Genomic DNA, 13,765 nt, shown 5'->3' on the forward strand with positions numbered 1-13,765 from the left:
AAATATTCAACTGTAATTACAAGTAAAGGCAAAACTGATAAAACAAAGAGCGCTTCAACTTGCTAACACATAAAATATGTGCGAAATTTTGCGCGCATTGTACCTACCTTCGAGCAAAGTTGGTAACGATATTGGTTATTTTTTGCGTTTTTATTGCAAAAACCCTAAAAAAGTGTCATTATTGCGCGCTAAAATTTAATAAATGTTTATAAATTAATTACACTTAGCACCCGGGAATGGAGTGGTAATGAGCAAACTGTCTTTTTTAATGAAGTTATATCGACGGTAATGGATTATAGCCTAGATCTCTTCGCTTACCTTGACAAAGAAAACAAATATGAATTTGTGAGTAAAAGTTACTCCAATTTTTATGGCTTTGAATCCAAAGAATTAATTGGTAACCGACCACAAAGTGTATTTGATACAGAAACGTACGAACAGGTAATCAAACCAAATTTAGATAAATGTTGGTTAGAGGCAGTCCCAGTAAATTATCAAGCCTTAGCTTATGCCTAAAAAGGCCAACAGCCCTTGCTATATGTATACAACGTATTTGCCGCATATATCGAAAACCACCGGCGAAGTCGTGGGCATGATTGTGATGGCAAAAGATGTAACGGAATTCAAACGTGCCGAAGGTCTTTTGTCAAAGTCAGCAAATACCGATGCACTAACAAACATTCCAAACCGATTATTTTTAGAGAACAAACTTTCTAAATTAACAAAAAGCACCGCCCGTCGCTCAGACCGCTTCGCATTGATGTTTTGTGACTTAGACGGTTTTAAACAAGTAAATGACACCTATGGTCACGCCGTGGGTGACAAAATATTGTACCAAGTCGCCAATCGCTTAAATAAATTAGTTAGAGATGAAGATATCCTTGCTAGATATGGCGGTGACGAATTTGCAATTTTGATCACACCTCTTCTTGATGAACAAATCATTTCAATTATTCAAAATAAAATTGAGGCGGTTATTTCCAAGCCATTTGATATTTCTGGTAACAAAATTAGTTTGGGGATGAGTATCGGTGTTGCGATATACCCTGATGTAGCGACAAGCAAAGAAGCGCTATTTGAAATTGCCGACCAACGAATGTATAGCTGCAAAAATGCAAAAATCTAGGAAAATACAATCATTGGTCTAAATTTAAATAATAATGTGGTAACGTACTTTTTGAACTAGAATTTCCATTTATGGAACATAACCTAAATATAGCCAAACAAATATGAATGTAGAATTTATTAACCCATTTTTAAGTTCACTGATGAACGTACTTGAAACAATGGCAATGACAAAACTTACCCATAAGCAAACCAGCTTTAAAGAAACAGCAAATCTCTCGTGGTGATGTTTCAGGCCTAATCGGTATGGCGTCGCCACAAACTCGAGGTTCATTATCAGTTACTTTTGAGGCTGGTTTAGCGCTGGCCATCATGGAACGCATGTTAGGCGAACGTCCAGATTCAATCGACGAAGAAGTAACAGACATGGTTGGTGAAATTACAAATATGGTTACCGGCGGTGCAAAACAAATTCTTGCTGAAAAAGGCTATGAATTCGACATGGCCACGCCAGTGGTCGTCTCTGGAAAAGATCATACAATTAACCACAAATGCGAAAGCACTACGTTAATCATTCCATTCACATCAGACGACGGCAATGCCTATATTGAAGTCTCTTTTGATGTATTAGAACAAGGCTAATTTTATAACCGCAGCCGCTCTAAAGCGGCTTTCAAAGGCTTAAGGAAGAAGCATGAAATTCCGCTCGCTTTATTACCTCACAACGACTTTATTACTTACCTTATCAGGTTGCAGTTCAGACGAAAAATCAACTTCGGACGACACCAAAGAAGCAACTAACGATGTCATAATGAATGCCAGCGCCTATTCAAAGGCAGAATTACAGGCCCATGTTAATTCATTAATCGATATTCGCTATAAAGGCAAAACAGACACTGCCGCTTTAAATTTAGAGAGTGTTCAAAGAGCTTATGTATCAACTTTTGGTGATAATGGCTCATCTCTACCTGATTTTAATGTCGATTCAGTCGCGCCAAGAGCAGACGCAAATGGCAATATCGACATTTCTTTTGCCTGTAATTATGGTGGTTCGATTGCCTATTCAGGTAAGTTGAGTAGCGATCAAACTGGCAATATTAGTATGCAATTTATTGACTGCAAACAGGATTACTATTCCCCAGTACTTAACGGTAATGTCGCCAGTGAAATTAGTAATAGCATCTATGAGGTCGCAGGATTTTACTTTGATAACTTCCGTTGGTCTCGTGATGATGAGTCTTATTCTTACACTGGTTACGTCTTTTCTTCCCGCATAGAACAAGATAACCCGTATGAACTCACCTATACTGTTTCTTCAAAACTTTTAGTATCCGACTCAAATAATAACCAATACATAATTGAAATTGAGTCAGAAATAAATGATCAACTAGATTCCTTTTCACATACATATTCAGGCACTTTATATGATGGTGAATATGGGAAGACGCAATTTGCGTTGCTTAATAATAACGAAACTAATGTATATAGAACCATCACCTTTGAAGCCGATAAAACCATCAAAATCGAATTTTCGTATGATCACATCAAATATCTCGAAGATGCCAATAATGACAACATATATGAAACCGGCGCTTACTTTGGCTCTAATGATGAATTAATGTATGCTGACCTCAGCGAAAAAACACTAGCCTCTATCGACTTACTTTCACTGCCTCCAAGTGTTAATTCCCCTAATGTTTATGATTATTGGAATCTATTTACAACATCAGATATCGTGGCAGAACAGGGTTATTTTTCAGACCCGGATACCCCAGAAAGCGAACTAACACTTTCATATCGTTGGTACATAAACGGCCAAGTTGTTGAGAATAATACCTCAAATACTTTACCCGCATTTACGGCGATTTATGGTGATTCAGTCGAAGTCAGCATGGTTGTGTCGGATGGCGTCAATATCATCGAGGGGGTAGAACTTCCTTTGAAATACAAGATTCACCAGCAATTTTACAAGTAAGTAACCTGCCAAACGCTGCTAAAACCGGTGATTATCTACAGTTTAGTGCAGTGGTACAAGACCCCGACTTTAAGGGAAGTAACGGAGTTGCCGCCTCACTTATTTCAGCACCTGAGGGGGCTACTATAGATGAGAATGGTACTGTAAGTTGGAATGTGGCGGGGGACATGATGTTCTCAAGTCAAGAAGTCGACTTTGTGTTTGGATTTGTAAACGAAGAGGCAAATTCACAACAATTCAGCCAATCAATAACGGTAACAGCTGATAAACCATTGCCAATTGCAAGCGCTTCTTTTGATATTCCTAGCACCAATAAATCAATGTGGGTAGGTGATTTTAGCGGCGACGGTAACAAAAGAATCTTGACAACAAATTCTAGAAAGTCCGTATATTTACTTAAAAGTATAAATGGCGAATTTAAGCATAGCTGGCTTTATCCCTATGCGTTGCCAACAGCTGGCAATATAAATCAAGTCATCCCCGTGCAATATGATGATGATGTTGAACTGGAGATATTGGTGGCTACCGAACATGGGATCAGTTTAATAAATGGTCTTACAAGCCACGCAATCGCCCTATTAGAAACTGAAGGTTATATATCAAGTATCGACATTGCCGATTTAAATGCTGACGGTTCGTTGGAGCTCATCTATCTCATTAGTGATAGCAATTATTCTAACAGCACAAAACTTATAGTTGCCCCACTTCTTACCCCGCATGTGACTTTGTTTAGTACTGATGCTCTTGACTCTATGGACTTTTCAATTGCCAATACCGATGAAGACGACCAGTTAGAAATTGTGTTGAGTAACGGCTTAGTCTATGACGGGAAGACGTATTTAAATGAATGGCTTAGCAGTAACAAATTTGGAAGTTCCATCGTGTCAACGGGTGATTACAATGGTGACGGAATTGATGAAATTGCTGGCGCTGACAGCTGGGGAGCAATCGCCCTCTATTCAGCCGTGAACAAGTCGCAACTGTTTAGTTTCGACAATTTTAATACGTGTAGTATAACAACTGCAAACATCGACGATGATATGGCAGATGAGTTGATCATTGGAGATTGCCAGTGGGGGTCAATTACGGCTTACGACTTTGTAAATAATGCCCTAGTTAAAAAGTGGTCGGTCGACATGCAGGAACATGGCTCAAAATCAATAGCTATCGGTGACGCAGACAACGACGGAAAATTGGAAGTACTGTGGGGTTCTGGACAAAGCTCAAGCGGTGAAGACGTATTGGTTATTGCGGACATCGAAGACGGGATAGCAACGGTAGATAACTGGACCCGAACAATACAATTAGATAGTTATAGCAGTGCAGGCTGGGCATCAACCGATGGTAATAATGACAGGGCGATATTTTTTATCCCAGAAACGGGTAGTGGATACGATGGCAGCAGAGTATTAGAAATGACTGATACCGGCGAGTTTCAACTCAGTGAGGAGATTTCTTCGAATTGGGATAGAAGCCGTTATGCTATTGCTACCGATTTTAATAAAGATGGTATTGGCGATATATTTCTACCTTCCACTGCGCTTTACGATGGCTCATTTTCGGCATTACAACTTAACGACTACTCGGAAATTTGGTCATTAAATGGTGATTACGATTCAGATATCGGGATAATTCGGGCCTTCGACTTAAATAATGATGACTATCCAGACGCAGTTTACATGGACGGTACAAGCCTAAAGGCAATAGACATTGAAAATCAATTATTCATCGCGAATTATACGTTCAATAATGGGCTCAATGATTTTGAATTAGATTACAAAGATACGGCTTATTTCTATGTTTCTCACGGTGACAAATTAAGCGTTATGAAACTTGTTGATGGTGCGTTATCCGAGCAAAGCTTCATAACTGAAAATTGTGGTCGACTTGAAATGATAAATTTTGATACTGACCCTGAATTAGAATTAGCTTGTATCGTATCGACTCATTATTGGAATACCGAAGGTAAAAAATAGTCATTTACGATACTGACAACAGCACATTAAGCGAGATTAAACGTATTGAACTTCCGTTTGTTGTTTTAGACATGGCTGTTGATTTAAGCACCACATCAGAGCAGTCATTAATTATTACGACACAGCAAGGGACAGATTCTAGCGTGTGGGATGATGACAATAAATATCAAATTAGAAAGATCTCTCACACTGGGCTTCTTGTTTGGTCTAGTGCCGCATTAGTCGGAAAGCCAACGCCACACGGTCTTAAAACACGATTAAAAAATGACAAGTTAGAGATCCAGCTATCTACAAACGACGTCATGTATTGGATCAAATAAACGAGATGAGCAGTAATTGGCAAACTCAAATCACATTAAAGTCTCGCAAACGTGGATTTCATCTGATTGACGATGAAATCCTTGTTCAATTACCTAAACTGACCCAAAGTCAAATTGGTATTTTGCATTTGTTTATCCAACATTCTAGCGCATCAATAACAATAAACGAAAATGCCGACCCTACCGTAAGAGTTGATATGGAGTCACATTTTAATAAGTTCGTACCTGAAAACGCACCGTATTATCGACACACCTATGAAGGGCCAGATGATATGCCAGCCCATATTAAAGCGTCCACATTGGGCAGTTCGGTTTCGATACCTGTAAACCAAGGCCGTTTGTTATTAGGGACGTGGCAGGGAGTATATTTAGGTGAGCATCGCGACCATGGCGGCAGTCGTCGGATAATAGCGACTTATGTTGGGAGTTAAGTTTGAGATCACAAATTTAGTAACGGTTTTAATTGTTTGGCATTTGGATGTTGCTTAGACAAAATCAAAAAACGGGAACTGATTTTAGCTGATCAAATTCTAAATCGATATTTTCACTGTGCTTTTGTGGGTTGTAATAACTCAAAAAGTAGTCAAAGCGATCTGTTCGGATCAATTTAGAAGCAACGGCAAAGTCATCCACTTTGTAATGGTTTGTTGATTCGGTAAATTCAGGAATATTAAGAAAGTAAAAATTACTGTCTTTCAATGAAACCGTTGATAACTTGGCTAATTCATCAAAGCTAACAATTTCAGCAACCACTTCACGTCGAAAAACACCAACATTAATATAATACAGTGGTTTTTCGCTAATCCAAAAAGTCTCAGCTAATGCCTCATTAGGTTGAGCTGCAGTCGAAAAATCAACACGACCACTGTGCAGCGCCGCAATCCCCTCGCCATCGAGTTATATTTAAAATCGACAATATGACCGTAAAGATTAAAATAAGATTGGATCTTATCTATTCCTAAGCCCTCAGCTTCACCGTCACTACTAATTTGCTCATAGGGTGGCAGAGACGAATAAAAACACGAAACGACTCAGCAGATACCGTCTGCTTGAAGCTCAGCACAAAGATGAAAAACAATACAAATACTTTGGTCATGTAATTACTTATCCCAGTAGGCGGCGTACCCAATAATAGTACTAACCTAACACACTGTTATATCGAATGGGGTAGCTAATTTTTAGGCTGTGAATAAACAAACAAGAAAGTTGTCACTTAATTAAAACGACCGTATCTGAAAAATACCATCCGCTATGGCGGCTAACGCAAAACAAACCCAACAGCAATTCGATTGATGACAGATGAATTACGTATTCAAAGCCACTGTCTGGGCAAACCCGCAACCAATGGCTAGTTCAATGGCGACTTCATGACTAATGCGAAAAAGGCAGTAATTCGAAAATTACTGCCTTTTTAATATCTTCCTCAATAAGGGAAGTATAAATTTATAAGTCTATCACTCGTAACGAGTCGCTAGACTAATATTATTTAGCGTTGTATTTACGACGCACAACTAATGCTAAACCAGATAAAAACACAAGTAACATAGACGGTTCTGAAACGTTAACTGCTTTATCTACGTCAATCAAAAATGAAAACTCTGGAGCTTGTTGATTAAAGTCAATTGACACCTTACGATACAATTCATCACTAGCAACTTGATCTAAGTATGTCGCTGAAACATCTGTAGAAATCCCATCTAATGCCGCTTCAAAAGCTACAAACTCACGTCCTACACCACTGTTATTTGGTGCAAATGCTGAAGTTAACTGGGTATCAAAAACTAAATCTGTACCAAACGCATCTAGTACAAGTGACTCTAATATATCACTTCCGCTATAAACAAAAGTCCACAAGCCATAAATATTTGGTAAATCATAATCACCACCAGTAAATCCTTGTTGCACTAGTGACCAGTCAGAACCAGAAACGCCACCACTAAATCCTTCGTTAGCTACGATATTGTCTTGAGTCGGGTTTATGCCTCCACCAATCACTGTATTCAATGTACTTGTTAACATTGCCCAATCTAAAGTTTCAGTGCCACCTGATGTATTTAATGTGACTTTAAGGCCAGTCATATCTGCACCGGTGATCAAAGTATCATAATCTGTTATTACACTTGCGTTTGAAAATAGAGTCGTCACTGACAAAGCAGCCCCAAGCATCCATTTGTTTAACATTTTAGATTTTGTATTCATTTTACTCTCCATTTTTACGACAATTATGTAATCTTTATATCTACTTAATAAAAATCACTTGTACCCGGTTAGAGCAAAAACCAAACCAACATTAAATTAACTCTAGATAACAGCAGGTTAAATATATAAAACACAAAAACACGAGCAAAAAACAAGCAATTGGTAATGCCACAAATATTGGCTGTAAAAAAGCCGACAAACATTAGGTTAGAAAGTGTTTAGCGCTCAAATTAATTTCAAAGAATAAGTACCTAAAACCGCTACAAGCCATAGCTTTAGAGGCCAGACTAAGAAAATCCCAATATTATAAATTAGAAAAATTCTTTCATATGACTAAAAACTGTCTTTTTATGTAAAAAATACCGACATATTCATAAGAGAAGCATTCAAGAGGCGTTTGGGATTTATAAGCATTTTGTGTAGATTTGTAGTATTTGAATACTACAAATCATTTTAGCCAGATTGATATCGGCCCTATTTTATTTGCCCTTAATTTCTATTCAGAAGAAATAAAATGAACGAAACACTGGAAAACTGCTTTATTTTTTATACTAGAAAATACACTCACAGTTTAGTTTCAATTTTATTAACATCACATTAAAAAGGTTCAACTATAAATTGTTGAACATTTTGGGCTAATTGATTTGTCAGTCTTTGTCTAGCTTCCTTACTTGCCCAAGCAATATGAGGTGTAATAATTAGATTGGGATGGGTAAAGTTAACAAGTGGATAGTTTATATCAGGTGGTTCCTGCCTGATCACATCGACAATAGCGCCACCTATAACGTTATTAGTTAACGCTGCCATTAAGTCGGCTTCATTTACTATGCCGCCTCGAGCTGTATTAACAATAATTGCACTGGACTTCATTAATTCAAATTCAGTAACCGCAATTAAATTTTCAGTTTCTGTTGTTAACGGGCAATGCAGACTAATGATATCAGACTTTGCAATAACATCATTGAAGGCTGTGCGGCCTTCTCTAACCTTATCTAAGCCTTTGTGTTCACTTATGAGTATTTCCATATCAAATGCCCGAGCAATATTCTCTACAGTCTTTGCAAGCGTTCCATACCCTACTAACCCAAGGGTTTTTCCAGTCAGTTCCGTGATAGGAAAATCAAATAAACAAAAACTGCGACTCTGGCTCCATTTACCCTCGGCGACTATTGCATTGTAATTAAGTGTATTGGTAAGTAATTGCATAACACTAGCAAAAACAACTTGAGCTACTGAATTACCGGCGTAATTGGTGACGTTTTTTACAGTGATATTATTTTTATCTGCTGCGACCATATCGATATTGTTCATACCGGTTGCAGCCACGCAAATTAATTTTAGCGTCGGCAATTTACTAATAAGTTCGGCATCTATAACGACTTTATTGGTTATTATAATGTCGGCTCCAAGGCTTCGTTCAAGCACCTCTTCGTTTGATGTGAATGAAAAAACTGCCAATCTACAGGTAAAGATTTTAGTTCAGATACGTCTATATCTGGGCCTAATGTTGCTGAATCTAAAAATACCCCTTTCACGTTTTTCTCCAATTATGAAAGATATCAATCGTTCAGTTATACCACTTCGATTCTGTCTCGCATAAAAAACCCGCAAAAAGCGGGTTTCATTTAAATTTGTAACCAGTCGCTAAGCGCTACTATTTACCTTTTCTATTTTCGATTAAACGTGGCACCACACTCGGGTCAGCCAAAGTACTGGTGTCACCTAAACTATCGTGTTCATTTGCCGCAATTTTGCGCAAAATTCGACGCATTATTTTACCAGAACGCGTCTTAGGTAAACCGTCTGTCCATTGAATTACGTCTGGTTTGGCTATTGGACTTAAGTCTTTAGCAACCCAATCGCGAACTTCTTTAGTCAGTTCGTCTGTAACTTCAACGCCGTCTTTTGGAATTAAATATACATAGATCCCCTGACCTTTTATGTCGTGTGGATACCCAACAACAGCCGCTTCTGCCGTAGCAGCATGTGCAACCAACGAGCTTTCAATTTCAGCAGTACCTAATCGATGGCCAGATACATTTAAAACATCGTCAACTCGACCTGTGATCCAGTAATACCCATCTTCATCACGGCGTGCACCGTCACCAGAAAAATACATGCCTTCATAGGTAGAGAAGTACGTTTGCTCAAAACGTTCGTGATCACCAAATAACGTACGAGCCTGACCCGGCCAACTGTCTAACATAACTAAATTGCCTTCGGTTGCTCCTTCAACAATTTCGCCTTCATTACTCACTAGCGCAGGTTGGACGCCAAAAAATGGCCGCGTAGCAGAACCCGGTTTTAAGTCTGTTGCCCTAGGTAAAGGGGTAATTAAGATGCCACCGGTTTCTGTTTGCCACCACGTATCAACTATTGGGCAGTTTTCATTGCCAATTGTTTTGTGATACCAACTCCATGCTTCTGGATTAATTGGTTCACCGACCGAGCCTAATAATCTAAGGGATTTTCGATGAGTTCCAGCAATTACCGCATCACCCTTTGCCATCAATGCTCTGATAGCTGTTGGTGCGGTATACAACACATCAACCTTATGCTTATCAACGATCTCACTTAATCGAGAAACATTTGGGTATACAGGGATCCCTTCAAAAACAAGTGTGGTTACGCCATTAGCTAACGGTCCGTAGATTAAATAACTGTGACCAGTTACCCAGCCTACATCTGCACCGCACCAATAAATATCACCAGGTTTACAATCAAAAACATATTTATGCGTTAACGCTGCGTACACTAAATATCCGCCGGTGGTATGTAAAACACCTTTGGGTTTGCCCGTCGAGCCAGAGGTATACAATATGAATAGTGGATCTTCAGCATTCATTGCAGTGGGTTCGCAAACAGCTTCACAATCTGCTGTTAACTCATGCCACCAAATATCTTTGCCAGCACGACTTGTTGTTCCGTCATGCTAAGGCAATGTCTTGGCCGGTATATTTAAAACAAACAACCGATTCTAAACAAGCAGTGTCTGGACGCTCTAAGGCTTCATCGACATTGGCTTTAAGTGGATCAAACTTCCACCGCGGAAACCTTCATCAGCGGTTATAATTACCTTCGATTGACAATCATTTATGCGGTCAGCAATTGCATGGGGAGAAAAACCAGCGAAAATGACAGAATGGACTGCGCCAATCCGCGCACAGGCCAACATCGCGTAAGCCGCTTCTGGGATCATCGGCATATAAATAGCAACTCGGTCGCCTTTTTCTATCCCTAATTTTTTTAGGCCATTCGCAATTTTTGCAACTTCGTCGTGGAGTTTCTGAAATGAGATATACTCTGATGCTTCGCCATCATCACTTTCCCAAATAATAGCGGTGTCATTGGCGCGGGTTGCTAAATGGCGGTCGATACAGTTGTAACTTACGTTTAACTCTCCATCTTCAAACCATTTAATATCAACATTGCCTTTCGCAAAACTGGTATTTTTGACCTTAGTAAACGGCTTGCTCCAATCTAGATTTTGCGCTTGTTCTTGCCAGAAACTATCAGGATTTTTAATCGACTCCTGATACATGGCTAAATACTCATCATTATTAAGCAAAGTATGTGCTTCATAATGCGCTGGAACTTGGAATATATCTGTCATGTCCTCTCTCTTATTTTTGTTAAACCCTATCGGTAGCTAGCCTACTGGCTAGCTATTTGACGAGTTGGTATTACCAACTTCTTTTTTATGTCCAATCAATCCATAATATAGAAGGTAACCATAACAGATGAAACCAACTAAATAACCTAAGCTAGTCTCTTCTGTTACATGGGCGATCTGACCAAACGCCAAAGGTAGAATCGCACCACCTGCTATACCCATTATCATAAGTGCTGAACCCTGCGCTGTATACTTGCCTAATCCATTAAGAGCAAGCGGCCACACCGCTGGCCAAACTAAAGCATGAGCCAGACCAAGCATAGCAACAAACGTTACGCTGTCAGGGATAGTTGCTATACCGCTCCAACCCCACAAAACACTAGATATTGCATGGCTTTCAACCGACGCAGTTAGTACGCCAACCAAACACAACATCCCTGCTATTGCAGAACCCAGTAAGGCTTGTTGTTGACTAATATAACGCGGAATACATGTAGCACCAATAACATACCCAATAACCATAAATACCATAGTATAAGACGTAAGGCTGGCAAAATTTTCGACGTTCAACGTCTGACCATATAAACCAATTGTGTCGCCTGCGATAACTTCGATGCCGACATAAAAGAATATAGCCACGGCACCTAGAACCGTATGTGGAAAAGACATAATGTTATGGGCACTATCATCCTCTGCATCATCTTCGAGCTCAAGTTCTGGCAAGTTTGAAAACTTAACAAAGGCAACAAGCAAAGATAAAGCGATTGCCATACCGATATAAGGCACGATAAGCGCGTTAGACAACTCGTCAATTTTTGCCGCACGAGACGCCGCATCTAAAGAAGCAATATGTGTTTCAGAATAATCTCCCATCCCTGACAAAACGAGCGCCGTGAATAACATTGGAGCCAAAACACCGGCGGCTTTGTTAATAAGACCCATAATACTTATACGCATTGCAGCGCTGCTTTCTGGGCCAATTTTAACAACATAAGGATTAGAGGCAGTTTGCAAAATAGTTAAACCGGAACCCAAAACAAACAATGCCGTTAGAAACACAAAATAATGACCCGTTTTAGCTGCCGGAATAAACAATAACGCCCCCACAACCATGACGGCTAAACCAAGTGCCATACCATTTTTATAACCCGTTTTATCCAACAATAATGACATTGGAAAGGCCATCACGGTATACGCAATGTAAAACGCAAATGTCACTAATAAGGCCTGAAACTCATTTAGCTCACATATTATTTTTAAAAATGGGATTAAAGAGCCATTTAACCAAGTGACGAAGCCAAAGATAAAAACAACACACCGATAATAACCATCGGCATAAAGTTCGATTTTGCATCCGTAGCCGGTTGCGTGGTTGATATTGAAGTCATATGACTCTCCCAATTTTGCTTTTATTTGTAGTTATAGTTATTTTTTTGTTATACAAAAATCCCCACATAGTGAGGATTATATTAAATTAATTCGTATGGACTAACTCGCCTAAGATCCACGTTTTGGTAACGTTAAAGTCGTCGGTATAAAGCGTTAGGTCGGCGTTTTTACCGATTTCTATGCTGCCCATAGTGTCGGCGACACCAAGGTATTCTGCCGGATATAATGACGCCATATTGAGGGCTTCAGATAGTGGAATATTGCAGTGCACAACCGCATTTTTGACCGCTGTAATCATATCAAGTGCTGAGCCGGCCAATGTGCCTTCCGGCGTCGCAAGTTTATCGCCGTCGCGAATGACCTCCACACCAAAAATTCAAAGCCCTGTTGGTCACTTCCAACGGTAGACATAGCGTCCGTGACCAGTAAAAGTTTTCCCTTGGGCTTAGCTGCATAAGCCACTTGCGCTGAACCATAATGCATATGATGCCCATCAATAATAATGCCACACCAGGCTGCATCGCTTTGTAACGCTGCTCCCAACACACCTTAGCTCGCGGCTCGTAAACGGGGACATGGCATTAAATAAATGGGTAAAACCATCGGCACCAAGCACTACCCCTTCTTTGGCTCGCGCAAAGGTCGCATTGCTGTGCCCAAGAGAAACTTTATTCTTGGTTGAAACTAAAAACTGAATGTCTTCGTCTGATACGTTTTCAGGCGCTAGGGTGATAATTTTTACGCCCAAATCTTGTCTTGAAAACAGCTCGCGTTCGACATCACCAATTGGTCGAACTAAGCTTTCTTCATGCACACCCTTTTAGGGATAGACAAATGTGGGCCTTCATAATGCACGCCAAGGACGCCAGGTAGGGAAGTGGCGATGGCCTCTGCCGTCGCATCTGCCGCCTGAATCATAACCTCTGCAGTATCAGTAATTAAGGTAGGAACCATAGCAGTAGTACCAAACTTGGCATGCGCTGCTACCATAGCTTTTAACGTCTCTATTGTGGGCTCAAAGTTAAATAATTTACCGCCACCACCATTCACATGATAATCGATAAAACCAGCAGTTAATGTTCCTGTCAATATTTGAGTCTGTGGTAAAACCCCATCGTGAATTGCCACGATTTTGCCATCCTCAACTTCTAACGTTTTATCACTAAGAAATTGATTACCATCAAATATTTTGTCTGCTGTTAATAACATAGCTACGCCCACATTTAAA

Annotated in this window: 10 protein-coding genes and 4 pseudogenes; 7 read left to right on the forward strand and 7 right to left on the reverse strand. The window is 39.7% G+C overall.

Translation table 11 applies throughout. The annotated features are described in order from the left end of the window. Positions 1-288: 288 nt before the first annotated feature. The 7 genes and pseudogenes from PN838_RS13005 to PN838_RS13035 all read left to right on the forward strand — a co-directional run bounded on the left by PN838_RS13005 (position 289) and on the right by PN838_RS13035 (position 5,767). Complete coding sequence (locus PN838_RS13005) at positions 289-516, forward strand: hypothetical protein (protein WP_272180943.1); 228 nt, start codon at positions 289-291, stop codon at positions 514-516. Positions 517-538: 22 nt separating this feature from the next. Further along, positions 539-1,126, forward strand: coding sequence for a GGDEF domain-containing protein (locus tag PN838_RS13010; protein WP_272180944.1), 588 nt, complete (start codon positions 539-541; stop codon positions 1,124-1,126). Between the two features lie 103 nt (positions 1,127-1,229). Next, positions 1,230-1,707, forward strand: a pseudogene (locus PN838_RS13015) (chemotaxis protein CheX). Positions 1,708-1,759: 52 nt separating this feature from the next. Next, positions 1,760-3,040 carry a hypothetical protein gene (locus PN838_RS13020; protein WP_272180945.1) on the forward strand — a complete coding sequence of 427 codons (1,281 nt, stop codon included), beginning with the start codon at positions 1,760-1,762 and terminating at the stop codon, positions 3,038-3,040. 50 nt (positions 3,041-3,090) lie between these two features. Then, positions 3,091-5,016, forward strand: coding sequence for a hypothetical protein (locus PN838_RS13025; RefSeq protein WP_272180946.1), 1,926 nt, complete (start codon positions 3,091-3,093; stop codon positions 5,014-5,016). Positions 5,017-5,087: 71 nt separating this feature from the next. Beyond that, a complete protein-coding gene (locus PN838_RS13030; protein ID WP_272180947.1) occupies positions 5,088-5,336 on the forward strand; it encodes a hypothetical protein in 249 nt (82 codons plus the stop codon). Positions 5,337-5,341: 5 nt separating this feature from the next. Continuing rightward, positions 5,342-5,767, forward strand: coding sequence for a secondary thiamine-phosphate synthase enzyme YjbQ (locus PN838_RS13035; RefSeq protein ID WP_272182587.1), 426 nt, complete (start codon positions 5,342-5,344; stop codon positions 5,765-5,767). 64 nt (positions 5,768-5,831) lie between these two features. Here PN838_RS13035 and PN838_RS13040 read toward each other — a convergent pair whose 3' ends face one another. From PN838_RS13040 to nagA, 7 genes and pseudogenes are all read right to left on the reverse strand, one after another. Next, entirely contained in the window at positions 5,832-6,089 is a 258-nt protein-coding gene (locus tag PN838_RS13040; protein ID WP_272180948.1) for a hypothetical protein, read from the reverse strand. A gap of 729 nt (positions 6,090-6,818) precedes the next feature. Beyond that, positions 6,819-7,535, reverse strand: a complete 717-nt coding sequence (locus PN838_RS13045) for a hypothetical protein (protein WP_272180949.1) — start codon at positions 7,533-7,535, stop codon at positions 6,819-6,821. 597 nt (positions 7,536-8,132) lie between these two features. Then, the gene (locus PN838_RS13050; RefSeq protein WP_272180950.1) at positions 8,133-8,960 is read right to left on the reverse strand and encodes a D-2-hydroxyacid dehydrogenase; all 828 of its coding nucleotides are present in this window, start codon (positions 8,958-8,960) and stop codon (positions 8,133-8,135) included. Beyond that, a complete protein-coding gene (locus PN838_RS13055; RefSeq protein WP_272180951.1) occupies positions 8,927-9,070 on the reverse strand; it encodes a hypothetical protein in 144 nt (47 codons plus the stop codon). The genes PN838_RS13050 and PN838_RS13055 overlap by 34 nt, the downstream gene beginning before the upstream one ends. Before the next feature lie 119 nt (positions 9,071-9,189). After that, positions 9,190-11,148 (reverse strand): annotated as a pseudogene (acs, locus tag PN838_RS13060) (acetate--CoA ligase). Positions 11,149-11,196: 48 nt separating this feature from the next. Then, a pseudogene (locus PN838_RS13065) lies at positions 11,197-12,536 on the reverse strand (sugar MFS transporter). An 86-nt stretch (positions 12,537-12,622) separates the two neighbouring features. Then, positions 12,623-13,746 (reverse strand): annotated as a pseudogene (gene nagA, locus PN838_RS27330) (N-acetylglucosamine-6-phosphate deacetylase). Positions 13,747-13,765: the final 19 nt, after the last annotated feature.

The organism is Psychrosphaera algicola, from assembly GCF_028401425.1.
GTDB lineage: Bacteria > Pseudomonadota > Gammaproteobacteria > Enterobacterales > Alteromonadaceae > Psychrosphaera > Psychrosphaera algicola.

Excerpts from the sequence above, each read along its gene's own strand:
- PN838_RS13005 (WP_272180943.1), top strand. The coding sequence starts at position 289 with ATGGATTATAGCCTAGATCTCTTCGCTTACCTTGACAAAGAAAACAAA.
- PN838_RS13010 (WP_272180944.1), top strand. The coding sequence starts at position 539 with ATGTATACAACGTATTTGCCGCATATATCGAAAACCACCGGCGAAGTC.
- PN838_RS13020 (WP_272180945.1), top strand. The coding sequence starts at position 1,760 with ATGAAATTCCGCTCGCTTTATTACCTCACAACGACTTTATTACTTACC.
- PN838_RS13030 (WP_272180947.1), top strand. The coding sequence starts at position 5,088 with ATGGCTGTTGATTTAAGCACCACATCAGAGCAGTCATTAATTATTACG.
- PN838_RS13035 (WP_272182587.1), top strand. The coding sequence starts at position 5,342 with ATGAGCAGTAATTGGCAAACTCAAATCACATTAAAGTCTCGCAAACGT.
- PN838_RS13045 (WP_272180949.1), bottom strand. The coding sequence starts at position 7,535 with ATGAATACAAAATCTAAAATGTTAAACAAATGGATGCTTGGGGCTGCT.